Consider the following 24,913-nt stretch of genomic DNA (forward strand, 5'->3'; position numbering starts at 1 on the left):
TCCTGGTGCTAAGAAATAAACTGTTTTCTTCGAATCTGCCTCCTAAATCTTCTGGAAAATGCTTTTAATTAAATTTATAAATTTCATCCTATCTAACTTTCTTTAATTGACTAATTCGACAGGAGATTTAACCTGCTTCGTTAGTTCAATAAAAAAAAAGAGTTGCCTAAGCAACCCAATGTTCTTTCACTAAAGCACTCGTTAGTTTGAGCGAAATAGTTCACAAACTTGATTTATAATTGTTTCCTTAAAAATATATTACCCAAAATCGAGTAGAAAACAAGGACCTTATTTAAGGTCCTTGTCTTGGTTTGAAACGACAAACTCACCGGTAAATAGAAGCCTAGAATTTGTCTCTTTTATTATTCTGCAAAATCATCTTTCTCGCAGTCTCTAGACTATCTAGTCCTATTCTATTTTTTACTGGTGCAAACTCATTTTCCCTTATTACTTGTAATACAGACATATTCTCAGCATATTGAAATATATCGAAATAAAATTTTTCGAGCTTATATCCATTCGGCTCAATGCTTCTGATTGTCTGACCAAGTTCATTAACTGAGGGGATAACTTTATGAGCAAAGTGATAAGGGAGTTTAACATCCATTGTTTTCTCAAGGAATGAAAGCTGAAAAAGATGAATTCCTATGTTTGCATTTGTAAATTTTTCTCCCTCACTTTCTTCTTTACTCATTTCAGAATATTCGATAACCGAAGGCTTACCTTCAGATAAGCAAAAAACCCCTACTTTCTCTCCTGGCTCTCTCTTTTTTACAGATTTACTGGATACTTCTGTTCCTTTTTTATCAGCAAAACCAATAAACAACGGGTCTGCAACTTGAACAAGCGCATTGTCAATATTATTGAAAAATACCCACTTTATACCCTTCATTTTTAGGTCCTTAAGTATCCCACTTGACTTCATTGAAGCAAATACCCCCCCGTTTCCATTAGGAGCCATAGAGATTTTTGATTTACTCTCAAGAATTATTTTACCGTTTGTTGTTAATGTAGGAATAAGTTCCTGTTTGAAGAAAAAAATCTGTCTCGGATTACAATTGAAATAATCGTTGTCTTTGAAAAACTTCTTTGTTTCCAACTCATTGATAGGGCTGGTCATAATGTACCAGGGAATTATTGATTTTGTTTTTTCTTCAATCTTTTGCAGTCGCTCAGCCTGTAAAGCGAAAAGTGATTGATTGGAAGAAACGCCAATGCTTACGGTTCCTTTAGGTCCATCATGTCCAAGTCGAGTTCCCTGACCTCCTGCGATAAGTACCACTGCTACTTTCTTTTCTTTTAGAAGTTTAAGTCCGTGTTCTTCATACATCTTTCTTTTTGAGTCAGTAAGACTTAATACAGATTCATATTCGATAGGAACGATTTCTCGCTTATTGTTTAGTGGAATAGAAAGTTGACTGGATGCAATTTCAATATCTTCAAAATCAATTTCATTTATTTGATTTATTAAAGCTTCTTTCTCTTTTGGATTTAATACATTATAAAAGGAGAGAAGATGTCCTTGTCCAAATCGATTTATTTTTTCTTTTATATACTCAAATCTTTCCATGTGATTACTCCTTTTAGATTGTTCAATTAATATAACAAAAATATAAACGCTTCATCAGTATATTATTCTTAACACATATACTGAATTCCTTCTTAAACTATCCTGCACTGTTAGCACAATAAGAAAAAAGAGCCGTCTAAGCAGCTCAACGATTTTCAACTAAAGCTCACCTTTTAGTGCAATAAAAAATATTCTATTTAACGGGTTTTCCAGATACGATATGCCAATGGAGATGTTTAGAATCCTGATAAATTCCTAAGTTTGTAATAATCCTACAAGCCCCATTTTCTTCTGTAACTTTTGCTGCAACTATTTTAATTACTCCGAGGAGTTCAAGTAATAGATCAATAATACTTCCTCCTCTCTTATACTGATTACATTTTCCTTTTTTGTTTCATATGTTTCTAAGGAATTACTAAGCGTACAATCAGTTATTAATAATAATGAAGTTAAAAGATACAAAAAGAGGAATATTAGATTTCAAATTTACTACTCCTTTCATTAATAAGGAAAAAGAGCTAACAATTTAGACGTATTCAAAAATCTTTATATCTACCGAATCAATGTTGCCTATTTCGTCATACAAGTTCCATAGCACTATATCTGACGTTTCCTCATTTTCTATAAATGGTTGTAATTTTTTAATTGTTGTAAAGTAAACGGGATTAAATTTAATGTTCCCATTCATTGTATTTTTCACCTTTAATAAACCCTTGAATTCTATATCTGTTACTATTTGTCCAGTTTCTTCGTATAGTTCTCTTAATGCACATTCCTTCGGTGTTTCATTCTCTTCTCTTTGACCAGCAGGCACTTCCCATTGTTTACGATAATTGTTATAACAAAGAAGATATTTTTCTTTACATTTTATTACTGCGTAAGAACCTGCTAATGGCTGATAATCATCAATATCCTTCTCTTTTAAACTAATAAATTCAAGAAATTCAAATCCATTATTCTTTGGAGTATTCAAATAATATCCCCCTTATGATTCTCTAAATATTTACATCAACAATCTTCCTATAAAGCACCACGTTAATTGAACTACATAGATATACTTTTACATAAAACTAAATTTTCTGTTTTTTTATCATCTATATATGATAAGATAATAACAGGAGGTGCTCAATATGGGTATCAGAAATTTAAATAATTCCCTGTAAACGAATAGTTTATTACAGGAGGATATTTAATGAAAAATAATTGGGTACAACCCTTTTACAAAAGACAATTTGAGTTTTATCAGGATTCATTAGACGATTTAAATGATAATAAAAAGGAAGTAGCTATGATTCATGAACAAGTGGGTAAAACCTTTAAGGATGTTCTTGAAATCGGTGCTGGCTCAGGGATACTTGCAAACGCACTTTCACTAACCAATAAGGATATAACTACAGTTGAACTCGTATCCGAAATGGTTGAATACGCAAGAGCTCACTCAAATCCATCTATACACATTTTGTGTGATAACTTTTATTCGGTAAAACTAACTAAACAATTTGATTTAGTTCTCTATCTAGATGGTTTTGGCGTAGGAACAGATAAAGACCAACTATTACTTTTACAACGAATACATGAGTGGCTGAAAGTTGACGGATATGCACTTATTGATATATACGAACCCAACTATTGGCGAAATGTTAAGGGACAACAAATGTTTGTCGTTGAAAAAACTCAGATTATGAGAGAATACGGTTATGATGATATTAACTGTCGCATGACAGATACACTTTGGCAAAGAAGTTCACCTAATGAAACATTCACACAATCACTAGCCTGCTATTCAACAGATGAAATATATACTTTATGTCAACAAGCGGGTCTTCAAATAATTGCATTTTACCCGGGTGGAGCAATTAATTTTGATACTTGGCAGTTTGAAGAAGTCACTTCGTTATCAAATTGTTTATCTTACCGAATTAAAGTAAAAAGATTTTAATTCATGTTGCTTTAAGAGGCTACTAGCAAGTTGCTAGTAGCCTCTTAAATGTATATATAAAATTTTAGATTCCAATTAATATTCCTTATTCAACTAACCTGCTGCTTTAGTTCAATAAGAAAGAATGCTTTACTCGTTCTTGAAGTAGAGTACCCTTTAGTTTAAGTGCAAACCTTTTACAATCTTATATTCTGACCATTTAATGACAAAATGCTGCCTAAATGACGCACTAGGTCTTTACCTCAAGCACTCTTAATTTGCAGTTGAAAGACCTCACTTAGTTATTAATGATCTCAATAATTTTTTGTTGAGCATCTTTAGCTTCAGGGATTGGAAATACAACAAACACATGATTCATTTTTGGATAAACAAATGTATTGTTCTCAATTCCTTGCTCTGTTAGTTTTTCGTCAAGTTTTATAGCATCTGGATATAAACCTTCGTGCGTGCCAATAAAGTGAGTGATTTTCCCAAGTCCTTTAAAGTTACCGTAGATTGGACTAATTAATGGGTCATCTATGTTCTTATCAGCTGCCCAAATCCTTGTAATCACTTCCATACCTCCAATAGCCAACATTGGGTCCTTTTTTTCATATTCAGGTATAAGAGGGTTTTCAAGCCCCATATCAACACATGCAGATAGCAAAATGATATCTTTTGGTTGAGGTATATTATTCCTCTCTAAAAGTTGTGCCAAACTAAGTGATATATTTCCGCCTGCCGAATCCCCCATGATGGTCAATTGTTTAGGACTTTCAACGGTTCCAAGGATTTCTTTATATAGGTTTAAGAGTTTTGGGTAGGTGTGCTGATAATTAAAATTAGGTACTTTAGGATAAATAGGTGCAATTATTTTTGCATTTAATGATTGAGCCATTTTATCCATGAACCTCCAGTGAAATATTAAAGGTTGATTAGTCCAGGCACCACCATGTATATAGAGAATTACTTTTTGTTTCAAAGATTTTTGGTCATTTAATGTGAAAACCTTTATGTCCTCAATTACTTGCTCCTTAATTTCGCAAGAAAATTTAGCCTTCTCTATAACATATGGCTTAATATTTTCAATTCCCCTTTGTTTTACGAACTGCGAGGTGTTTTCAATAGTGGAAAAACCCTTTTTTGTATTTCGCAAAGTTAGATATTTTTCAAAAAGATAACTTTGTATAGAACGTTTTTTGCTGTAAATTTGTAAACTCATTTTTAAATCCCCTTTCTCAATCCCCTTTTTTTGATCATTCTGCACAGTGTATGAAATAACGTAAATAGTTATTTTTCTCTTCATCAGAAGTTTTTAACAAGTTTGAAAGCATGTTTCCTAATGTTAATTTACATATATTAACTTATTCAATACCATTTCAAAATACTCCTTCTTCAACTAAACTGCTCCGTTAACCATCCATGAAACCCTGCTACCTCATTGATATCTCTATATAGATTGCTTTACTAGATAATCCATTTCCTCTTGTATCGTATTTGTGTCTATTCTTTCAAACAAAGGTTTTATATCATGCAATTGTTTATGCTTCACCGTTATTGGCTGCCAACTAAATTCATTTATGAGCAGGGTTTTTCTCACTTCTTCACTGGAAAAAGGTAAAAAAGGTGACAGTATTTGTGCTGCATTTGCAATGATGTACACAGAAGTTGCGATCGTTTCCTTGCATGCTTGTAAATTTTCTTTCACCTGAATCCAAGGTTTCTGTTCATCAAAGAACTTGTTTGCGTAGCGAATGTAAGTAAATATCGTTTCTAATGCTAATTTGAAATGACCTTTCTCGATTTGATTGCCGATATCTGTATATAATTTCTCTGTTAAATCACGGATGTCTTTATTTATTTCATTCTCAGGAATATTTCCTCCAAAGGACTTTTCCATAAACTTCAATGTGCGGTTAATAAAATTCCCGTAGGCACCTAGTAGCTCTGAATTATGACTGTAAATAAATTCTCTCCAAGAGAAGTCCGTATCGCGATTTTCCGGAGCATTGATCGTTAAAAAGTATCGCAGAGAATCTGGATGGTATTTGTCTAATACATAAGGGACCCAGACAGCCCAATTTTGACTAGTAGATAGTTTTCTTTTCTCCAAAGTCAAATATTCGTTCGAGATGATATGAGTTGGTAGAGACTTATTATTAATTCCCGTCAATATAGCTGGCCATATAAGTGTATGAAATGGAATATTATCTTTCCCATGCACATAGTAAGATGTTGTTTGATCGGACCAAAATGCTTCATCGTCTTTGTTGAGATATTTTGCCCATTGCTTACTTGCCGAATAATAACCGGAAACTGCCTCTATCCATACATATACTTTTTTCTCCTCGTAGCCTTTGACTGGAATACTAACCCCATTTGGAAGATCCCTTGATGCAGCACGATCCTGTAGCCCTTCATTTAGATAACGCGCAGACAGCTGAATGGCATTGTCTCGCCATGCTCCATTCGTCTTTGCATTGCTCACATAACTTTCTAACTGCGTTTGAAATTTACTTAATGAAAAATAAAAGTGTTCTGTCGTCCGTATACTCGGCTCATTTCCACAAAGTTTACATGTGCGGTCACTTAGATCGAGTGGATCTAAAATAGTTGAACATACATCACACTGGTCTCCCCGTGCTCGACTTCCGCAGTTTGGACAATTACCTTCCACATACCTGTCAGGTAAAAACTGTTGGTCAACCTCACAATACGTTTGCTCTATCTCTTTTTTATAAATAAAACCATTTTCGAGTAATTGTAAAAAAATAGACTGTACGACTTCATGATGATTCGCACTATCTGTTCGTGTATACAGATCATACGTAAATCCAAGTCGCTTAAAGGAGTCCTCAAATTCTGCATGGTATCTGTCGGCTACTTTTTTCGTAGTAATCCCTTCTGAATTCGCTCTAATGGAAATTGGTGTCCCGTTGCAATCACTTCCTGAAACATACAGTACCTGTTCCCCTTTCGCCCTGAAATACCTTGCTAAAATATCCCCTGGCAATAGTGCTGCAATGTGACCTAAGTGTAGGGAGCCATTCGCATATGGCCATGCCCCTCCAATAAAAATACTCATCCTAATCCCTCCAAATGTTTTTCCATACAAAAAAACCTCGCCCTTATCGAAAAATCGATAAGGACGAGGTCTAAATGACTCGTGGTACCACCTTAATGCTCAAACGATTCACACCGCCTGACTCCATAAGTACATAGCAAAAAATGCTTTTATACTTTGACATGGATAACAAGTGCCAAACCTTGTCGTAGCCTACTAATTCTTAAACGTTCAGTACGAAGCTCAGAGATCATGTTCAAATGATTAGTTTGCCTCATTTCCACCGACAGAAGCTCTCTTTATAACATCATCACTTTACTTTTCCTCTTCATAGCCATTATTTTTAATTTACATTATATAATACGCAAAATTCAGAAAAAATCAAGTGATTATTTATTATGGTATATTCTACCAAACAAGTCATCCACCCTTAACTTTTAAAACCTTTCCGCTCCTTTGTTAATTATGTTAAAATATGTATAATATTTTATGGAGTGAAGACAGATGAGACGTTTTATCGATGATTTAGCAGGAGCTATTCATGATATTTTTTATTATTTTTCTTATTTTTTCGCAGGGCTTATTATAATCGGATTACCACTTTTAGTAATTGTAATTCTATTTAATTGGATTAGCGCTAATTTCATATAGACCTATTTTTATTTAGAAGGTCTTTTGTTCTTTATATTAAACCTTCCATTCTTATTACTTTCCCATCTAACTCCATTTTAAGTTCTTGCATACCGCTTCTTTTATTAGAAAGAAACGGCTTGTTTGTTAGTCGGTGACACTCGTAGGTGATATTTATCCTCTATTGTTTTGGAAGAACTGTTGATCGATATTTCGAGAATGCTTCTTCTAGTATTTCAAACAGTTGTTACGCTAGATGGTGCGAAAACTTGTTAATTAATCTCTAAGTGGTAGTGTCATTTTTCTGCTTACACTCTCCATGCCTCTCTGACTATAAAAGGAAATCGCATTTTGATTAAATTCCCATACATTTAAGTCCAATGAAGATGCGCCTCTTTGCTTTGCCCACTTGACACAAGCATCAAATAACTCTTTTCCGAAGCCTCTTTTTTGATAAGATTCTTTCATTCCAAAATCATTCATGTAAGCAAAAACTCTTGGCATCATTGAGTCAAAATCAGGTGCTACTTTCAATTCCATTACCGCAAACCCTACCATTTCTTCATTTAATGTTGCTACCAGTACATCTGAGTCTGGATCCGCAAGAAGTTCATTAAAGTAACTCCTAGGCATTACATGTTCCACTTTTTTAAATAGGTGAGGTAACGCTAAAGCATGTTCATCGTGGCCTTCCTTTACTATTTGGTTTACCGTTTCATAATGTTCCAGTTTGGCAGTTTCAATTATGACATTCATACACAACTTCCTTACTTTCATAAATTTTATATGTCTAGTTAGTTGTATATTCTCCATCATTTATTATTTATCCTGTATTTTATTGGCATAAAAAAAAGCTACAGACCAACATCAATTGGTCTGCAACTTTTGTTATTTTAGCTCACCCACATAAATAGATTGCGGGCGGAAAATGGTGTTGTCTCTTGTTTGCTCGATAGCATGGGCAGTCCAGCCAACCATTCTCGCTACACTGAATGTTGGGGTAAATAGTTCTGCTGGCATATCAATGGAACGCATGATAGCTGCTGCATAATACTCAACATTCGTGTAGAGTTTACGCCCCGGCTTATGCTTTGCAAGTAAATCAATAATTTCTTTTTCTGCAATTGTTGCTATATCTAACCATGGATCTTTTCCTTGTAGGCTCAAACATTTCTCACGCAATAGGATGGAACGGGGATCCTCCGTTTTGTATATGCGGTGGCCGAAGCCCATTATCTTTTCCCCATTTTCCATTTTATTTTCTATGATTGTTCGAATCATGGATGGATCTTTCATTTCATTTAACAGGGAAATGACTCCAGATGGTGCACCTCCGTGAAGTGGCCCTTTCATCGTACCGAGTGCAGAAGTAACAGCTGAGGTTAGGTCCGATTCAGTAGAAATTGTCACTCTTGCGGCAAATGTCGAGGCATTCAACCCATGCTCCATTGTTAGCTTCAAATATGTCTCTAATGCTTCTACTTGCACATCACTCGGTACTTCTCCGTTTAGCATCCACAAGTAATTCGCTGTATGTGATAAATCGTCTCTTGATTCAACAATCGGAAGTGCCTGTTGATTTCGGTAATGTCTTGCAACAATAATTGGCAGTGCTGCTGTTAAAATCACCGCCTGCTCCTCTATTGTTTTCTCCTTAAAGTCCTCATGTGCATAAGAAGAGATCGCCGTTCTCATCGCATCCATGAGGGATACGCCCTTTGGAAGCAAATCAATAATTACATTCACATGATTAGGAAGTTCTCTATACTTATTTAAACTATTTCCTTCGTTTTTTGATTGTTCCCCACTCCATAGAAAATTCGCCACTTCTTCAAACGTTCTTGTTGTGACGAGCTCATCCACCTTCACTCCACGGTATCTAAGTTCTCCAATTTCTCCATCTACTGAAGCAATATGCGTATGAACTGCCACAACATCTTTTAATCCTTTTTGATACATACAAAATCCCTCCTTGCATTTAGTATATTAGAGGAACTTGATAATAAAAATTAAATATATATAATTGAAATAATTAATATTATTAATTAAGGGGCGGAGAAAATATGGAGTATCAATGGCTTAAAACGTTTTGTATAGCAGCAGAAACGCTTAACTTTCGAAAGGCTTCGGAGAAATTGGTCATGTCCCAGCCAAGCGTTACTGTTCATATTCGATTATTAGAGGAACACTTAGGTACGACTCTTTTTGACAGACAAAATAATCGCGTATCGCTGTCCGATGCTGGTAGGTTCTTTCTTCCTGAAGCACAGCAAATAGTGAACAGCATTGAAAATAGCGTCAATAAAGTGTTTGCATTTACGCAAGGGTATCGGCGGAACTGGACTATCGCCATTTCTCCTCTTATGGCTGAAACGATTCTCCCCCATTTTTTGCGTTCCTTCATGAAACTTCATCCTGACTTGGAGATAAACATTCGTGTGGAGGAATCCTATATGATTGAAGAGCTCGTCGAAGCAGGAGAAGTGAATATCGGTATCTCCGCATTAGATGCTAAGCAGAAAAATATTGAATCCATTTCCATTTATGAGGATCCGATATTATTCGTTATGCCGGTCGATGGCTATGATGAAGAAAGTGGACCACCAATCGATGTAAAAGAGATACTACAGAGGAATTACTTATTTACGCACCATCATCCTGTCTTTTGGGATGACCTACTTTTTAAACTACATAAACAGGTCGTCGGACTGCGCACGATGAAAGTAACCCAAGCACATATCACAAAACGATTTATCCAAGACGGTCTCGGCGTCTCCTTTCTCCCTCATTCTATTGTAAGACGCGAACTAATCGAAGGGAAAATCATGCAGCCACACTTCGATCTATTCGAGCTACCATCTGTCTCGACCTTCATTATCGTAAAAAAGAAAGGTGCTTTGGAAGAAGAATTTATTAACCAAATTTCCAAGTATTTTTTCGGATAGAACATGAATTTGCATTTCCAAGAATGACTGAACGTAAAACTATATCTCGGCGTACTATCTTGGAAGAATTGAATAATCATCCCCCTACAATATGTGAATAAACAGGAAAGAGACCTTGAAATTATAAAAGGTCTCAGTTTCTAAAATAGATTCTCAAAACCTCGTCCATTCCCCACCCCACAAACGAGATAAGCGTCGAAGGTATTAAGAAATATAAATCATCCCAGTTGAAATTAGTCAAGATTGACCTAGAATCAGCTAACAGCATAAAAAAGAAGGGAAAACTGATACCGAAAAGTAAATGGATAGCAAATGAAGAAAATACTCGTTTTATACCAATTAATCTGTCATTTATTTTATCTGAAAGAATAGATACAGGAACCCCAAATAAAAGAGTTACAGGTATTGCATACATACTTGCAAATATTATTAACCCTGGTATCTCACTTATCGTACTCTGTTCAATGAGCATAAAACAAAAACCGATAATAGGCATACATATTATTACAGTAAACATAAATGCAAATAATTTTCTTCTAAACATTTCATCTCCCCTTCTGTATGATCTAAAGTTCGAAAAATAATTAGAGTACAGAAAATTCATTCACATGTAACTTGTTATCCAGTATAACCGTCTAAAATTAAAAGGAGGGAAAACATTGGAAAAAGAAACACGAAAAAAGAGTAAGGTTAGGTTTGCATTTCTGTTCATGATGGCTTTTCTATGTATGTTTAATTACTCCCCTATTAATAGCTTCGCTTGTTCCTGTATGCAGCCCGATACTGCGCAGGCTGAATTGGACCGAAGTGCAGCGGTTTTCTCTGGGAAAGTTGTCGACATAGTAGATGTAAATAAAAATAATTCCATTCAATCCTCTGCTGACCCAATTGCAGTTCTATTTGAAGTGAAAGAAACGTGGAAGGGTCTCGATCAAACACAAGTCATTATTTATACAGCAAGAGATTCTGCCAGTTGTGGCTATGAATTTACTTTAGATCAAGAATATCTAGTATACGCAAACGAAACGGATGGAGAACTTAGTACGGGTCTCTGTTCCAGAACCACTCCGCTATTAACAGCTGACATGGATTTAGATGAACTAGGGATCGGGGAGGAACCAACCGAGCAAGTATCGATTAACCTAAACGACTTAAAAGGTGAAGAGCAACCATCCTCTGATAACTCAGCAAATAATCTTCTATATATAATTTTACTAGTTGTAGGCTTATTGATAGTTGTTATTTATATTGCACGGCCCAATAAGAAAAATGAATGATATTGATCCCTTCCTATTGGTTTCTAATAATTTATTAGTTTACTAACCCCTAAAATACTACCATCAATCCCCTAACCTCATGCAGCTTGAAAAAAACTCGAGAAGTGGGGGATAATTCATGCAATTTTTTTAGTTGAATTAATCTGGCTCTACATGGACATGAACATCGTATACGCCATAATCTTTCATCATGACTTTTTCAACATGGGTTGCTATATCATGAGCCTCTTTAATATCTAACGTAGAATTAACAAGGATAACGACATCGATAACCTCATTATTGCCGTAGTTTCTCCCTTTAATTTTTTTAATCCCTTTAATTCCTTCAACTTTTTGAATGACATTCCGATAAAGTTCAATTTTATCTACATCAAATCCATCTGAAAGTTCATGAGAAGCTTCTTTAAAAATATCCCATGCTGTTTTACAAATCAATAATCCCACAATAATAGCAGTTATCGTATCCAACCAGGGCATATTTAGTTGGGAGCCTAGTATACCTGCTGCAGTCCCTATACTTACCCAAGCATCTGAAATGTTATCTTTTGCAGCTGCCATAACTGCTTTACTATTAATTTTTGTAGCTAATTTTTTATTATATCGATAGACAAAATACATAACGACAGCTGAAAAAATGCCTACATATGCGGCAATAATGTTAGGGGTTTCTTTATTTCCTTCAAACATAGAACTAATTGCATCGGTTAACACTTGTATCCCGACTGCTAACATAATAAAAGATGCAATCATGGATGCAATTGTTTCACTCTTCCAATGACCGTAACCATGATCTTTATCTGGTGGTCTTTGAGAAAGTCTAAGTCCAACAAGGACAGCAATGGATGCAATGATATCGGTTGTATTATTTAGACCATCTGCTTTTAATGCAGCTGAGTCACTCATATATCCAACAACCAACTTCATAATGGAAAGACATATATAAGCAATAATGCTAATGATTGCTCCACGCTCTCCTAATTTAAGATCATTATACTTCTTATTTTCCATTTTATTTCCCCCTACTGCAATCAAACATCGTAAATAACATCAGCCTTATTTAACAGAGCCAAATTAAAATAACTGTAATATTCAAATAGATAGCCTCACCCATAAATTTGTCGTCTAGCTAGAACTCTTTCCTTGGAGAAACAAAAAACCTCGACTGATAGTAGTCGAGGTTTCGGGCTTTTAAAATATTTTATTTTAGATGTAAGTCGAATCATCATTATCACTCGCAAATTATTGACGTTTTTTTATTATATCATGAATCGAATAGTGTAGCAATGTTATGTCAAAGCTTAACAGAAGTGTTTGATTAAACAATTTAACATATTTCTAATATTACTTGAACGAAGAAAAAGAGTTGCCAAAGCAACTTAATACCTTTAGGGAAAGTCACCTTTATTAACAAGGATTCCTTGCTTTCATATAGGATCAATGAATCCTTGCATTAAATCTTGTTTTCCTTCCCTTTTATGAACGGGCTGTTTCCTTGTGCAGTGTATCCCCTTCTAAAAGGATGCGATAACCTTTTTCGTTTACTTCGACAATGGTGAGACTTGTATCGTGTATATACGGAGGATCCCATATGTTCTCTATCGGGAGGTCCTTAAAAATCGACAAAAGGCATTTAATGACAACCGAGTGCGTAACGATCAAAACATTTCCTGAACATTTATCACTCTTCATACGATTTAAAACTGTTAGAACTCTTCGTTGCACATCGAAAAAACTTTCACCCTCCATAGGGTTATAAAACCGGGGAGCGTTCCAAAAATTATTGTGTTCTGTTGGATAATTTTCTTTAATATACGATTGCGTTTTACCTTCCCAGATGCCCATATTAATTTCTCTTAAATCCTCATCCAATATTATAGGAATATTTCTATTCCCACATATCAATTTAGTAGTTTTTTGCGTCCTATTACTTGGACTAGAATAAATAGCATCTATTGGAGTGGATTGAAGCCTTTCTCCTAAATCAATCGCATTCTGTACTCCAATCTCAGTCAGGTCCGAATCCTTCCAGCCCTGCATCCTCTCCTGCGTATTCCACTCTGTTTCGCCGTGTCTTGTTATGTATAGCGTTAACATATACTAACCCCTTTTACATGTTGTTTTCTTATTACCTTTCTTTCCTATCCATCTTTCTCTTGAAGTATCTTCCACATCTTCCTTTTATTATCCTGCTTTTATCTAATGGGAATTTACAATATTGAACATAAAAAAAACCTCATCTCGGAGGCCTTCTAAGTGCAATATTTTTGTTAAATCACTCTAATATAGTCACATCTATAATTTCATCTATTTTTAATTCAAAGCAACGGAATGGATCTTCCACTTCAATTGTTCGTTTAGTTAATTCAATCCATTGGATAGTGCCTCGGTTATACAGAAATTCGCCTTCCTTCCATCGTTTGATTTTGATTTCCACATTTCTTTTCATCGCAAGTTCGATTTGCTCTTGAATTGCTTCGTAGTCAAACTCATTTAAATCTGGACGTGCTACTTTTTTTATCTCTTCGTTGTAGTCTCGAAGCATTTTCACATGCTCTGGCAGCATCATGGCTACCCATTTTTTCGACCCTCTGTCGCGCACTTGAGATAAATCTAGTCGGTTCCAATCTTCCTCGAAGTTAGCCATTTTGATCACTCATCCTTTTTCACTCATTATACAGAACACTTGTTCTTATTTCAACAGGGAATTAATGGCTTAGCGCGACATTTCATGAAGTCAACGCGACAAACAGCAATGCGAAAGTGACAATTGACCACCCGAACACGACAAACACCACCTCCAAAGCGACATCCATTCCCAAAGCAAAAAGACACGCTCAAAAAGAGCGTGTCTCCCCATACCTTACATTAATTCTTTTGCAAGTAAACGATACACATTTAACCGTTTTTCTTGCGAGTGCGGAATGCTGCATATCATTACTTCGTCAAAGCCATAGTGGGCTTGTTCCTCTTGTAAAATAGTCGCTACATCTTTAGCTGCTCCGACTAAATGAATTTTACGATTTTCCTGAATCATCATGCGGTCCATTTCCGTTAATGGATAATCTTGAGCTGCCTCTGGCGTTAAAGTTTGATAGATTTGACCTTTCATTAGAGAGAGACGTGCAATGTCCTGTGGCAATGCTTCGAACTCTGCTTCTTCCTTAGTTTCCGCAATCGTTACTAAATATGTGACGTTAATTTCGGGTTTCTCCATAAACGCAGAAGGCTGGAAATTGTTGCGGTACGTATCTAAAATGGCAGGCGTCATTCCACCTTGGAAAAACTGTGCAAATGAGTATCCGACACCCATACGCCCCGCTTGAACGGCACTATTCCCACTCGAGCCAAGTAACCAAGCTTCTGGTAATACAATATTCGATGGTGTTGCAATCGTTCGGTTATATAAACTATCCTCTGGCACTTCATCATTTATAAGTTGTAGTGCTGTTTTCAGCTTTTCATACATATTGTTCAGCATTGGCTGTCGACCTTCGGAAAGGGCATACATCGAATGGTTATCTCCTCCTGGTGCACGGCCTACGCCAAAATCAATTCGACCAGGTGAAAAAGCACTTAGTGTTTTAAATACTTCCGCAAGTTTCAGCGGAGAATAATGCATCATCATGACGCCACCAGTTCCAATACGAAGATTGTTCGTTTTCGCTGCTAAATGTGCTGTGATTACTTCAGGTGCGGAGCTTGCAAAAGCACCTGTTCCATGATGCTCAGCCATCCACATACGGTGATAGCCTAATTCATCTGCTAAAACAGCAAGTTCTTCCGCTTTTTTTAGCGCTCCTGCAGCCGTGTTGCCCGTTGTAATGGGTGCTTGGTCTAGTACACTTAATCTCATTCATCTATCGCCCCTTTTATTTATGCTCGGTAACATTTTCAATGAAAATAATAGTCCTCGGAATCAAATCTATCGAACTCTGAAGTAAAAGTAAATAAAAGGGACTTGAAGCGTCGATACGATCATCATGAATTAATATCGTATTTATACTAACTGATTATGAGGAAGATTTTAGCAGTCCTGAATCCATGTTGTAGAGTGGTTAATAGTGCTTTATTCAGTAAATAATATAAAACACCGTCCATTGTAGGACGGTGTTTCAACTACTCTAATGTTATTTCCTTTTTTCCATGACCGCAAAGTAATTTTCTTCACTATCTGCAAAGTTAAATACTCTACCAGAAGGTATATCTACAATTTCTCCGACTGTGATATTTTTATTTGATAAGTCTTCATGTAATTTATCAACATTTTCTGTAAAAAACATCAAAGAAGGTGTTCCAAGATTTAATTGAGGCTCCATTTTAGCAATTAATTCCTTATTGTGGAGTATAATACTTGTTTCAGCTTCCTTTGATGGAGCAATTTCAATCCATCTCATTCCTTGACCGTTATCTTCTTCAGAAATTACACTAAACCCTACTTTTTCTGTCCAAAATTTCACTGCCTCATCTTGGTTATTTACATACAACATAATTTGACCGACTTTATTAATCATTAATTTCACTCCTTCTAATTTATTGAGACTATTTCACTTTTTACTTTCAATAATATTATAGCATTTTATTGGTGCTTTACAGCTACTCTAGCTCAACAAAAAAGAGCTGCCCTTGTAGCTCAATTATCTTAAATAAAGTACTTGATAGTTATAAAAAAATTTTAATAAAAATTTCATGACTATTTGTCTAGTCTGTGGAAATACTAAAAATTGATATCGCTAAAAAGGAGGATATAAAGTGAAAAATAATAAAATGACTAGTTTATTCAACAATTCTACGAATAAAAAAGGTGTAAGTGAAAAGTATTTGGAACCTCAAAAATTAGGTGAAGAAGAGAAGAAAATACTCCAAGTAAAGGATGGACAACATAATCACTATGTTGATGAACGCGGAGGTAATTGATAATGTAAAAGCTACTCCCTTTGGAGAGTAGCTTTTATTCATTTTGTAGTTTTTCTTTCCACGATGTATAATCATAAACCCGTCTTCTAAACATTATGAGTCCAGTTGTAATTTTAGTAATTAGAAAAATCCAGTAACAATTTTCACTACAGGATTTCAATTGATAAAAATAAAGTTAGCGCCTGGATTTTCTTCCATTTATGCGGGCGAGATATCTACGGAGATAACATGGGCCTCAGGCTTTCATCATTAAGTGAAAATGAAATCTTATTGGTAATCTAATCTAGTGAATCAACTGCTCTATTCGAGAACAATAAAAAACGGAGCTTTTCCTAAATCGAGATTAGGGAGCTCCGTCTTTTGAATTTATTTTAGTAAACAGATGTATTTTCTTTCGAAATGTTTTCTAATATTTCTTTCAGACGCGATAGGAAGCGACCGCACACTAAGCCGTCTAAGACACGGTGATCTAAAGATAGACAAAGATTGACCATATCACGAGCAGCTATCATACCACCATCCATAATGACTGGACGTTTTACGATGGATTCTACTTGTAGAATTGCTGCTTGTGGATAGTTGATGATGCCCATTGACTGAACAGAACCGAATGACCCAGTGTTGTTTACAGTGAATGTACCTCCTTGCATTTCTTCGGATTTCAACTTGCCAGCACGTACTTTTCCAGCAAGCTCAGTCACTTCACGCGCGATACCTTTAATCGTTTTTTCGTCTGCATGTTTAATGACAGGAACGAAAAGTGCCTCTTCTGTTGCAACTGCGATTGAAATGTTAATATCTTTTTTCTGTACGATCTTGTCGCCAGCCCACATCGAATTCATCATTGGGAATTCTTTTAAAGCTTGCGCTACTGCTTTTACGAAGAATGCAAAGTATGTTACATTGAAGCCTTCTTTTTGCTTGAATTCATTTTTAATAGAGTCTCTATATTGAACTAAGCTTGTTACGTCGACCTCAATCATTGTCCAAGCATGAGGTGCTTCATGTTTACTGCGTAGCATATTCGCTGCAATTGCTTTACGAACACCTGTTACTGGGATTTCAATATCTCCAACTGCAACAGGAATGTTTGCTGGCGCAGCAGCTTTTGGTGTAGGTGCTGAAGCTTGAGATGCTACAGGAGCCTGTGCAGCGATTGTTTCCGCTGGAGCAGCTACTGGAATTTCACCACTTTCGATAATCTTCAGCAAATCTTTACGCGTAATACGTCCTTCATTGCCGGTCCCATTGACTAAAGTAAGGTCTATACCATGTTCTTGTGATAGTTTTAGTACTGCCGGAGAATAACGAGCTTTAGCACCCTTTTCACGTTCAACTGGGGCTGCATGCTTTTGCACTTCTGCAGGTTTGACTGTTTCTGCTGTTGGTTGTTCCGGAGCAGCTTCAATTACTTCCTCCGAACCCCCACCCTCGGTTTCAATCGTACAAACTATTTCACCAACTGCAAGAGTATCTCCTTCGCTTGCAATTAGTTCTTTAACAACTCCAGTAAAGGAAGAAGGTACTTCAGCAGTTACTTTATCTGTATTTACCTCAGCTAGTGGATCATATTTATTGACGTGATCGCCTGGTTTAACTAACCACTTTTCAATTGTACCCTCTGTTACACTTTCCCCAAGTTGAGGCATTTTGATTTGTTCTAGTGCCATGTTAGATCCTCCTTCCTATTAATAAGCAGCTAGCTCGCGCATCGCTTTTTCGACTTTGTCTGGATTAATCATAAAGAATTTTTCCATCGTTGGTGCATATGGCATCGCAGGTACATCTGGTCCAGCTAGTCGCATGATTGGTGCATCCAAATCGAATAGGCAGTTCTCTGCGATAATTGCAGCAACTTCACCAATAATGCTTCCTTCTTTGTTATCTTCCGTAACAAGTAGTACTTTTCCAGTTTTAGAAGCGGCTTCAATAATCGCTTCTTTATCTAGAGGATAGATTGTACGTAAATCAAGAATATGGGCAGAAATTCCGTCTTTTTCTAAACGCTCCGCCGCTTGAAGTGCAAAATGAACAGCAAGACCATACGTAATTACTGTAATATCTTCCCCTTCTCGTTTTACATCTGCTTTTCCGATTTCAATCGTATAATCTTCTTCAGGAACTTCCCCTTTAATCAGACGATATGCACGCTTATGCTCGAAGAACATTACTGGATCTTCATCGCGAATTGCTGCTTTTAATAGACCTTTTGCATCATAAGGCGTGGAAGGAATAACGATTTTCAACCCCGGCTGATTTGCAAATACTGCTTCAACGGATTGTGAATGATATAGAGCACCATGAATTCCGCCTCCGAAAGGTGCACGAAAAACGATTGGACACGACCAGTCATTATTAGACCGATAGCGAATACGTGATGCTTCAGAAATAATTTGGTTCACAGCTGGCATAATGAAATCAGCAAACTGCATTTCCGCGATTGGACGTAGCCCGTACATCGCAGCCCCGATTCCTACTCCAGCAATCGCCGATTCTGCAAGAGGTGTATCTAGTACGCGGTCTTCCCCGAACTCATCGTAAAGACCATTCGTTGCTTTGAATACGCCACCTTTACGCCCAACGTCTTCTCCTAGAACGAAAACGCGCTCATCACGAGTCATTTCTTCTTTCATTGCAAGTGTGATCGCATCGATATAAGACATGATTGCCATTATTCGTTCCCCCCATCTTTTTCCGCATATACGTGTTTCATTGCATCTTCTGGAGCAGCATACGGCGCAGCTTCTGCATAATCCGTCGCTTCGTTTACTTCATTCATAATGCGATCGTTAATTTCCTTCTCTAAATCTGTTGGTAAAATATCCAGGTCTCTCAAGTAGTTTGCAAATGTAATAAGCGGATCTAATGCTTTTCCTTCTGCAATATCCTCAGCAGTACGGTATTGGCGGTCATCATCATCTGAAGAGTGAGCAGTTAAACGATAAGTTACTGCTTCGATTAAACTTGGGCCCTCTCCATTACGCGCACGATCAGCTGCTTCTTTCACTACTTTGTAAACCGCAATTGGATCTTTTCCATCTACTTCTACACCAGGCATTCCGTAACTAATAGCACGGTCCGCGATATTTTTACTCGCAACTTGTCGGTCAAAAGGAACAGAAATGGCGTATTTATTGTTTTCAACCATTGTAATACAAGGTAATTTATGAACCCCTGCAAAATTTAGCCCTTCGTGGAAATCTCCTTGGTTAGAGGATCCTTCTCCGAGCGTTACAAATGAAATAAAATCTTTTTTCTCCATCTTTGCAGCTAATGCTACCCCAACTGCGTGTGGTAATTGGGTTGTAACAGGTGAAGAGCCTGTTAAAATGCGATTTTTCTTTTGTCCAAAATGGCCAGGCATTTGACGTCCACCTGAGTTTGGATCCTCCGCTTTTGCAAAAGCAGAAAGCATTAGATCTTTAGCCGTCATGCCGAAATGTAATACAACACCCATATCACGATAATACGGTGCAATATAATCCTTTGTATTGTCTAAAGCATATGCTGCCCCAACTTGAGCTGCTTCTTGACCTTGACATGAAATAACAAAAGGTATTTTCCCAGCACGGTTTAATAACCACATGCGTTCATCAATACGACGTGCCATTAGCATTGTTTCAAACATTTTAAGCACATCTTTATTTGTTAAGCCTAATTCTTCGTGACGATTTGTTGTCATATAGAACTCCCCCTTTTTACATATGAATAGCTTTACCGTCTACCGCTAACGCCGCTTCTCCCATGACTTCACTAAGTGTTGGGTGCGGATGGATAGTATGAGCGATTTCCCACGGTGTAGCATCTAACACCATTGCAAGACCTGCTTCCGAAATCATATCGGTTACGTGTGGTCCAATCATATGAACACCTAATATATCATTCGTGGCTTTGTCTGCAACTATTTTCACAAACCCATCTGATTCTCCATATACAAGCGCTTTGCCAATTGCTTTGAAAGAGAATTTACCAACTTTCACATCAAAGCCTTGTTCTTTTGCTTGTTGTTCTGTAATTCCTACACTAGAGCTTTCTGGACTTGCATAAATACAGCGTGATACTAAGTTGTAGTCAATTGGCGTTATAGTATTACCTGCAATATGCTCAACTGCTGTAATTCCTTCGTGACTTGCAACATGTGCAAGCTGAAGTCCACCAATTACATCACCAATTGCGTATATATGTGATTCTTTTGTTTGGAATGTTTCTGATACTTGAATATATCCTTTTTCGATCATAATATCTGTGTTTTCAATACCAATACCTTCAACGTTTGCTTGACGACCAACAGAAACTAACATTTTCTCTGCAGTAAATGTTTTTGTTTCTCCGTTCGTCTCTGCTGAAATCGTTACTTGGTTATCTGTCGTTTCTAGTGTTTCAGGAAGTACTTTTGCACTTGTTGCAAATGTTACTCCTTTTTTCCCTAGTAACTTTTGCATTTCTTTTGAAATATCTTTGTCTTCTGTTGGTATAATGCGATCTGCATATTCCAAAACAGTTACTTCTACGCCAAAGTCATTTAACATAGAGGCCCATTCGATTCCAATAACACCGCCTCCGACGATTAAAATCGACTTTGGTAATTCCGTCATTGCTAATGCTTCATCAGAGCTCATCACTATTGTTCCGTCAATTGTTAACCCTGGCAATGTTCGTGGTCTAGACCCAGTTGCGATAATGACGTTTTTCGGGATGAGCATTTCATTTTCATCGCCATTATTCATTTCAACCGATACCGTCCCACCTGGGGAAGGAGAAAAAATAGATGGTCCTAACATTCTTCCAGTACCTTCAAAAACATCAATTTTCCCTTTTTTCATTAAACCCTGTACACCTTGATGCAATTGGTCCACAATGGAATCTTTACGTGCTTGCACACGACTAAAATCTAAAGTAACTTCACTTGTCATGACACCAAAATCTGCAGCGTGATTTTTTGTTGTTTTAAATACTTCCGCACTTCGAAGTAATGCTTTACTTGGAATACAGCCTTTATGTAAACATGTGCCACCTAGTTTCCCTTTTTCAACAATCGCTGTTTTTAAGCCAAGCTGTGCCGATCGAATAGCAGCGACATACCCGCCTGTACCTCCACCAATAATGACTACATCATATTCTTTTGCCAAGTTTAACATCCCCTTAGTGTTCCATTTAAGAAGGCCGCTTTACAAGTTTCTATAAAGTCGGCCATTTTGTTACTCGATGAAATTATTGATTAACGGCCATTTAATATATGTTTTCCGTTTTGTAAAAATTGACTGCGTGATTTGCCCACTCGAGCAATGCGTTCTTCCGCTAAACGGTCCGCAGCAACATATGTTGGGATTCCATCACGTTTGGAAATTTCAAAGATACGTTCAATTTTATCATAAATACCTGCTACACGATTCATTGCGCGCTCTTGGTTATAGCCATACAATTCGTCTGCAACGTTTATTACACCACCTGAGTTAATAACGTAATCTGGTGCGTAAGCGATACCCATTTCATGGATTAAATCTCCATGTTTTGACTCTCTTAATTGGTTATTTGCAGAACCTGCAATTACTTTTGCTTTTAATTGTGGAATTGTGTTGTCATTAATAATTGCACCAAGTGCACAAGGTGCGAAAATATCAGCCTCTTGCGAATAAATTTCATCTACGCTTACTTGTACAGCACCGAAAGCATTTACTGCACGGTCAACAGAAGCTTGATTGATGTCTGCTACAATCAGTTTAGCACCATCTTTATGAAGGAACTCGCATAGTGTGTAAGCAACGTTCCCTACACCTTGAACAGCAACTGTTTTTCCTTCAAGTGAATCGGAACCAAATGCTTCTTTTGCTGCTGCTTTCATCCCAACATACACGCCGTAAGCAGTTACTGGAGATGGATTACCCGAAGAACCAAATGCTTCTGAAATACCCGTCACATAATTTGTTTCTTCATGAATTAAATCCATATCTGCAACAGTTGTCCCAACGTCTTCTGCTGTAATATAACGACCATTTAACCCTTGGATAAAACGACCAAACGCACGGAACATTTCTTCATTTTTATCTTTTAATGGATCTCCGATGATTACAGTTTTACCGCCGCCAAGGTTAAGTCCAGCAGCTGCATTTTTGTATGTCATCCCTTTAGCTAAACGTAGTGCATCTTCAATCGCTTCTTCTTCTGAAGCATAATTCCACATACGCGTTCCACCAAGTGCTGGTCCTAATGTAGTATCATGAATAGCGATAATTGCTTTTAGACCTGATGTTTTATCTTGGCAAAATACTAATTGCTCGTAATCGTAAGATTCCATATATTTAAAAATTTCCATTTGTAGTTCCTCCTAGTAGTTAAGAAATTATATATTTTTTTGAAAATGATTATATTCTTAAATTACATCCCCATGTAGTTTAAATAAAATTTATATGTTTAAAACCCCTTTGAATAAATCGCCAACATTTCCAGTGATTGAACATCCCCATGTAAAAATCACGTTAATCTAAATGATATTTTTCTAATTTGTAATATAAGGTACGGAGTGAGATGTTCAGCTTTTTAGCTGTTTGTGATTTATTGCCTTCACAAACTCGGAGAGCATTCAGTAATACTTTTTTCTCCATAACATCCATTTGTTCTGCAAGCGTCCCTATTTGTTCTTCATCACTGCCATCATCCGACATAGCCAAAATATACTTTGGTAAGTGATGCTCTTCTATTATTCGATCCTGTGCTTCTAGGAAAATCATTGTTCGGCTGATAATGTTCTCCAGTTCTCTTAAATTACCTGGCCAATCATAAAAGTGCAAGCTTTCCATCGCTGATTTGGTAAATCCCTCTATGTTGCGTCCAAATTCTTTGTTTAATTTAACAAGGAGATGATTCGCAATTAATGGAATGTCTTGCTTCCTAGCTCTTAATGCTGGCACATGTATAGGCATTCGATTTAACTGAAAATAAAAATCCTCTCGGAATGTTCCTTCCAGCATCAGTTTCTCCAGATTAAAGTAACTTGCCGCTATTATTCGAACGTCCACTGGAATAGAAGTAGTGCCGCCTACTCGAATAATAGCATTTTCTCTTAGAATCCTTAGGAGCTTTGCCTGTGTTTTATTTGTCAGTTCACCAACTTCATCTAAGAAAATGGTACCATTATTCGCCTCATCGAATAGACCAGGGTAACTTGTTCCACCCTCTTCGTATCCAAATAATTCACGTTCTAGAAGATGCTCTTCTTGCGAGCTACAATTTACTCGAATGAACTGATTATATTTTCTATTACTTGCGGTATGAATCGCATGTGCAAATAATTCTTTCCCTGAACCGACTTCTCCCCTTAGTAGAACGGTTACAGGGACACTAGCTGCCAGTTTGGCCTGGTTGACAGCGAACTGAATTTGTTCGGATTTCCCAATAATATCTTCGAAAGAAAAACTAAGTTCTAAATTTCGAATGAGCGTACGAGCATGGTCGAGTTCTTTCATTAACAATCTCATTTCAGTCATGTCGTGTATAACACCGACACTACCCTTCAGATGGTTGTTGACAATAATTGGTGCAACATTCACAATTACATCTTTTTTCTGCTCTCCAACTCTTAAATTTACTCCACGAATCGGCTTCCTTGTTTGCAACACCTTTAAGTGGATGCTTTCTCCTTCCGAAATATCCGCAGTTGCAGGTTTACCAATCACTTCTTCTTCGCTAAAACCAGTAATACGAGTATAAGCTGGATTAATCAGAATTCCTTTGCCCTCTTCATCTACTACAGAAATAGCATCATCGCTTGAATAAATAATAGCTTCTAACATTTTTTGAATTTCCGTTAAATTTGTAATTTCTTCTGCAAGTCGAACAACTTCCGAAATATCTTTGAAGACGGCAAATGCGCCGACTCGTTTCCCTTCCTCATTAATCATCGGATACCTAGAGGTAACAATTTTGGTACCGCTTTCAAGAGTCAGTTCTTTGTTTAATTCGAAACAACCAGTTTCGAATATTCTCGGTAATTCGCTTAATGATATAACTTCATGTACATGCTTCCCAATTGCTTCCTCTACAGGCATTTTCGTCATCTTTTCCGCACTTTTATTGAAAAAGTTTACAATGCCTTGGTCATCAATACCAATCATACCTTCTTCGATGGAATTAAAAATTAATTCTTGCATCATCGTTTTATGATCAATGATTTGAATATAATCATTTTTCTCTTCAATTAATGTAACGATTAAGTTTGCAATTCCACCTGGTATTAAAACAGCTGTGGCAGGCCGATTGGCTAGAAGCTCTTGAAACACTTTCTTTTGTCCTGACACATCAATGATAATTTGAATGTCACCACTTAACGGAACTGTCCAATCTGAATAAGTCGGAATTCTCTTCTTTTTAGCGTAAATCATTCCAGGAGCTTCCTCATTGATATCTACAACACCAGTTACTTGTAGGTAATCTGCTTGCTCTATCAACTTCAGAAGTGCATATCCACCTTTACCCGCACCTACAATGAGTATTTTTTGCAAAAATATGCACACCCCCGTTTTTGTTATGCAACTAATTGCACTTCTCATTTATCATAACGCAAGTTTCTTCCATTGACAATCAAATTCTTGCATGTAA

Annotated in this window: 23 protein-coding genes, 1 pseudogene and 1 other annotated feature; of the genes and pseudogenes, 5 read left to right on the forward strand and 19 right to left on the reverse strand. The window is 36.7% G+C overall.

The window, feature by feature from the left end; genetic code table 11:
• Nucleotides 1-343: 343 nt before the first annotated feature.
• The 3 genes and pseudogenes from MHH81_RS12520 to MHH81_RS12530 all read right to left on the reverse strand — a co-directional run bounded on the left by MHH81_RS12520 (nucleotide 344) and on the right by MHH81_RS12530 (nucleotide 2,543).
• Nucleotides 344-1,570 carry a UDPGP type 1 family protein gene (locus tag MHH81_RS12520; protein ID WP_340921707.1) on the reverse strand — a complete coding sequence of 409 codons (1,227 nt, stop codon included), beginning with the start codon at nucleotides 1,568-1,570 and terminating at the stop codon, nucleotides 344-346.
• A 193-nt stretch (nucleotides 1,571-1,763) separates the two neighbouring features.
• Nucleotides 1,764-1,916: pseudogene (locus MHH81_RS12525) on the reverse strand (HIT family hydrolase); the annotation flags it as partial.
• 180 nt (nucleotides 1,917-2,096) lie between these two features.
• Complete coding sequence (locus tag MHH81_RS12530; RefSeq protein ID WP_340921709.1) at nucleotides 2,097-2,543, reverse strand: NUDIX hydrolase; 447 nt, start codon at nucleotides 2,541-2,543, stop codon at nucleotides 2,097-2,099.
• 219 nt (nucleotides 2,544-2,762) lie between these two features.
• Here MHH81_RS12530 and MHH81_RS12535 point away from each other — a divergent pair, with 219 nt between their 5' ends.
• Complete coding sequence (locus MHH81_RS12535) at nucleotides 2,763-3,509, forward strand: class I SAM-dependent methyltransferase (RefSeq protein WP_340921711.1); 747 nt, start codon at nucleotides 2,763-2,765, stop codon at nucleotides 3,507-3,509.
• 277 nt (nucleotides 3,510-3,786) lie between these two features.
• Here the strand turns inward: MHH81_RS12535 and MHH81_RS12540 are convergent, their stop codons facing one another.
• Entirely contained in the window at nucleotides 3,787-4,710 is a 924-nt protein-coding gene (locus MHH81_RS12540; protein ID WP_340921713.1) for an alpha/beta hydrolase, read from the reverse strand.
• A gap of 228 nt (nucleotides 4,711-4,938) precedes the next feature.
• Nucleotides 4,939-6,573 carry a methionine--tRNA ligase gene (metG, locus tag MHH81_RS12545; protein WP_340921716.1) on the reverse strand — a complete coding sequence of 545 codons (1,635 nt, stop codon included), beginning with the start codon at nucleotides 6,571-6,573 and terminating at the stop codon, nucleotides 4,939-4,941.
• A 56-nt stretch (nucleotides 6,574-6,629) separates the two neighbouring features.
• Nucleotides 6,630-6,893, reverse strand: a binding site (T-box leader).
• 163 nt (nucleotides 6,894-7,056) lie between these two features.
• Here metG and MHH81_RS12550 point away from each other — a divergent pair.
• Complete coding sequence (locus tag MHH81_RS12550; RefSeq protein WP_340921718.1) at nucleotides 7,057-7,203, forward strand: hypothetical protein; 147 nt, start codon at nucleotides 7,057-7,059, stop codon at nucleotides 7,201-7,203.
• Between the two features lie 255 nt (nucleotides 7,204-7,458).
• Here MHH81_RS12550 and MHH81_RS12555 read toward each other — a convergent pair whose 3' ends face one another.
• Together MHH81_RS12555 and MHH81_RS12560 are read right to left on the reverse strand one after the other, a co-directional pair.
• Nucleotides 7,459-7,938 (reverse strand): GNAT family N-acetyltransferase, encoded by a 480-nt coding sequence (locus MHH81_RS12555; protein WP_340921720.1) that lies wholly within the window; start codon nucleotides 7,936-7,938, stop codon nucleotides 7,459-7,461.
• A gap of 132 nt (nucleotides 7,939-8,070) precedes the next feature.
• The gene (locus tag MHH81_RS12560) at nucleotides 8,071-9,141 is read right to left on the reverse strand and encodes a citrate/2-methylcitrate synthase (protein WP_340921722.1); all 1,071 of its coding nucleotides are present in this window, start codon (nucleotides 9,139-9,141) and stop codon (nucleotides 8,071-8,073) included.
• A 104-nt stretch (nucleotides 9,142-9,245) separates the two neighbouring features.
• Here MHH81_RS12560 and MHH81_RS12565 point away from each other — a divergent pair, with 104 nt between their 5' ends.
• Nucleotides 9,246-10,127: a LysR family transcriptional regulator gene (locus MHH81_RS12565; protein ID WP_340921724.1), complete on the forward strand. Its 882-nt coding sequence runs from the start codon at nucleotides 9,246-9,248 to the stop codon at nucleotides 10,125-10,127.
• A gap of 133 nt (nucleotides 10,128-10,260) precedes the next feature.
• Here MHH81_RS12565 and MHH81_RS12570 read toward each other — a convergent pair whose 3' ends face one another.
• The gene (locus MHH81_RS12570; RefSeq protein ID WP_340921726.1) at nucleotides 10,261-10,671 is read right to left on the reverse strand and encodes a hypothetical protein; all 411 of its coding nucleotides are present in this window, start codon (nucleotides 10,669-10,671) and stop codon (nucleotides 10,261-10,263) included.
• Between the two features lie 115 nt (nucleotides 10,672-10,786).
• Here MHH81_RS12570 and MHH81_RS12575 point away from each other — a divergent pair, with 115 nt between their 5' ends.
• Nucleotides 10,787-11,404: a hypothetical protein gene (locus MHH81_RS12575; RefSeq protein WP_340921728.1), complete on the forward strand. Its 618-nt coding sequence runs from the start codon at nucleotides 10,787-10,789 to the stop codon at nucleotides 11,402-11,404.
• 138 nt (nucleotides 11,405-11,542) lie between these two features.
• On the opposite strand, the gene MHH81_RS12580 is transcribed toward MHH81_RS12575, so the two are convergent.
• The 5 genes from MHH81_RS12580 to MHH81_RS12600 all read right to left on the reverse strand — a co-directional run bounded on the left by MHH81_RS12580 (nucleotide 11,543) and on the right by MHH81_RS12600 (nucleotide 15,915).
• Nucleotides 11,543-12,412: a cation diffusion facilitator family transporter gene (locus tag MHH81_RS12580; protein ID WP_340921730.1), complete on the reverse strand. Its 870-nt coding sequence runs from the start codon at nucleotides 12,410-12,412 to the stop codon at nucleotides 11,543-11,545.
• A 465-nt stretch (nucleotides 12,413-12,877) separates the two neighbouring features.
• On the reverse strand, nucleotides 12,878-13,498 hold the full coding sequence (locus MHH81_RS12585) for a histidine phosphatase family protein (protein WP_340921732.1): 621 nt from the start codon (nucleotides 13,496-13,498) through the stop codon (nucleotides 12,878-12,880).
• 178 nt (nucleotides 13,499-13,676) lie between these two features.
• A complete protein-coding gene (locus MHH81_RS12590; protein WP_340921733.1) occupies nucleotides 13,677-14,048 on the reverse strand; it encodes a YolD-like family protein in 372 nt (123 codons plus the stop codon).
• Between the two features lie 216 nt (nucleotides 14,049-14,264).
• Complete coding sequence (locus MHH81_RS12595) at nucleotides 14,265-15,257, reverse strand: LLM class flavin-dependent oxidoreductase (protein ID WP_340921735.1); 993 nt, start codon at nucleotides 15,255-15,257, stop codon at nucleotides 14,265-14,267.
• Nucleotides 15,258-15,531: 274 nt separating this feature from the next.
• Nucleotides 15,532-15,915: a VOC family protein gene (locus tag MHH81_RS12600; RefSeq protein ID WP_340921737.1), complete on the reverse strand. Its 384-nt coding sequence runs from the start codon at nucleotides 15,913-15,915 to the stop codon at nucleotides 15,532-15,534.
• 238 nt (nucleotides 15,916-16,153) lie between these two features.
• On the opposite strand from MHH81_RS12600, the gene MHH81_RS12605 reads away from it, so the two are divergent.
• A complete protein-coding gene (locus tag MHH81_RS12605) occupies nucleotides 16,154-16,318 on the forward strand; it encodes a hypothetical protein (RefSeq protein WP_340921739.1) in 165 nt (54 codons plus the stop codon).
• 371 nt (nucleotides 16,319-16,689) lie between these two features.
• Here the strand turns inward: MHH81_RS12605 and MHH81_RS12610 are convergent, their stop codons facing one another.
• The 6 genes from MHH81_RS12610 to MHH81_RS12635 all read right to left on the reverse strand — a co-directional run bounded on the left by MHH81_RS12610 (nucleotide 16,690) and on the right by MHH81_RS12635 (nucleotide 24,816).
• The gene (locus tag MHH81_RS12610) at nucleotides 16,690-17,988 is read right to left on the reverse strand and encodes a dihydrolipoamide acetyltransferase family protein (RefSeq protein WP_340921741.1); all 1,299 of its coding nucleotides are present in this window, start codon (nucleotides 17,986-17,988) and stop codon (nucleotides 16,690-16,692) included.
• A gap of 18 nt (nucleotides 17,989-18,006) precedes the next feature.
• Entirely contained in the window at nucleotides 18,007-18,990 is a 984-nt protein-coding gene (locus tag MHH81_RS12615; protein ID WP_340921742.1) for an alpha-ketoacid dehydrogenase subunit beta, read from the reverse strand.
• Nucleotides 18,990-20,000 carry a thiamine pyrophosphate-dependent dehydrogenase E1 component subunit alpha gene (locus MHH81_RS12620; protein WP_340921744.1) on the reverse strand — a complete coding sequence of 337 codons (1,011 nt, stop codon included), beginning with the start codon at nucleotides 19,998-20,000 and terminating at the stop codon, nucleotides 18,990-18,992. Before MHH81_RS12620 ends, MHH81_RS12615 begins: the two co-directional genes overlap by 1 nt.
• Nucleotides 20,001-20,016: 16 nt before the next feature.
• Entirely contained in the window at nucleotides 20,017-21,447 is a 1,431-nt protein-coding gene (gene lpdA / locus MHH81_RS12625; protein ID WP_340921746.1) for a dihydrolipoyl dehydrogenase, read from the reverse strand.
• Nucleotides 21,448-21,536: 89 nt separating this feature from the next.
• The gene (gene bcd, locus MHH81_RS12630) at nucleotides 21,537-22,631 is read right to left on the reverse strand and encodes a branched-chain amino acid dehydrogenase (protein WP_340921748.1); all 1,095 of its coding nucleotides are present in this window, start codon (nucleotides 22,629-22,631) and stop codon (nucleotides 21,537-21,539) included.
• A 163-nt stretch (nucleotides 22,632-22,794) separates the two neighbouring features.
• A complete protein-coding gene (locus MHH81_RS12635) occupies nucleotides 22,795-24,816 on the reverse strand; it encodes a sigma 54-interacting transcriptional regulator (protein WP_340921751.1) in 2,022 nt (673 codons plus the stop codon).
• Nucleotides 24,817-24,913: the final 97 nt, after the last annotated feature.

The organism is Psychrobacillus sp. FSL H8-0484 (assembly GCF_038005325.1).
Lineage (GTDB): Bacteria > Bacillota > Bacilli > Bacillales_A > Planococcaceae > Psychrobacillus.

Coding starts and splice junctions, on each gene's coding strand:
- MHH81_RS12520 (WP_340921707.1), bottom strand. CDS start 1,570: ATGGAAAGATTTGAGTATATAAAAGAAAAAATAAATCGATTTGGACAA.
- MHH81_RS12595 (WP_340921735.1), bottom strand. CDS start 15,257: ATGAGATTAAGTGTACTAGACCAAGCACCCATTACAACGGGCAACACG.
- MHH81_RS12620 (WP_340921744.1), bottom strand. CDS start 20,000: ATGACAACAAATCGTCACGAAGAATTAGGCTTAACAAATAAAGATGTG.
- MHH81_RS12550 (WP_340921718.1), top strand. CDS start 7,057: ATGAGACGTTTTATCGATGATTTAGCAGGAGCTATTCATGATATTTTT.
- MHH81_RS12590 (WP_340921733.1), bottom strand. CDS start 14,048: ATGGCTAACTTCGAGGAAGATTGGAACCGACTAGATTTATCTCAAGTG.
- MHH81_RS12580 (WP_340921730.1), bottom strand. CDS start 12,412: ATGGAAAATAAGAAGTATAATGATCTTAAATTAGGAGAGCGTGGAGCA.
- MHH81_RS12600 (WP_340921737.1), bottom strand. CDS start 15,915: ATGATTAATAAAGTCGGTCAAATTATGTTGTATGTAAATAACCAAGAT.
- metG (WP_340921716.1), bottom strand. CDS start 6,573: ATGAGTATTTTTATTGGAGGGGCATGGCCATATGCGAATGGCTCCCTA.
- MHH81_RS12615 (WP_340921742.1), bottom strand. CDS start 18,990: ATGGCAATCATGTCTTATATCGATGCGATCACACTTGCAATGAAAGAA.
- MHH81_RS12540 (WP_340921713.1), bottom strand. CDS start 4,710: ATGAGTTTACAAATTTACAGCAAAAAACGTTCTATACAAAGTTATCTT.
- bcd (WP_340921748.1), bottom strand. CDS start 22,631: ATGGAAATTTTTAAATATATGGAATCTTACGATTACGAGCAATTAGTA.
- MHH81_RS12565 (WP_340921724.1), top strand. CDS start 9,246: ATGGAGTATCAATGGCTTAAAACGTTTTGTATAGCAGCAGAAACGCTT.
- MHH81_RS12585 (WP_340921732.1), bottom strand. CDS start 13,498: ATGTTAACGCTATACATAACAAGACACGGCGAAACAGAGTGGAATACG.
- MHH81_RS12610 (WP_340921741.1), bottom strand. CDS start 17,988: ATGGCACTAGAACAAATCAAAATGCCTCAACTTGGGGAAAGTGTAACA.
- MHH81_RS12570 (WP_340921726.1), bottom strand. CDS start 10,671: ATGTTTAGAAGAAAATTATTTGCATTTATGTTTACTGTAATAATATGT.
- MHH81_RS12555 (WP_340921720.1), bottom strand. CDS start 7,938: ATGAATGTCATAATTGAAACTGCCAAACTGGAACATTATGAAACGGTA.
- MHH81_RS12560 (WP_340921722.1), bottom strand. CDS start 9,141: ATGTATCAAAAAGGATTAAAAGATGTTGTGGCAGTTCATACGCATATT.
- MHH81_RS12535 (WP_340921711.1), top strand. CDS start 2,763: ATGAAAAATAATTGGGTACAACCCTTTTACAAAAGACAATTTGAGTTT.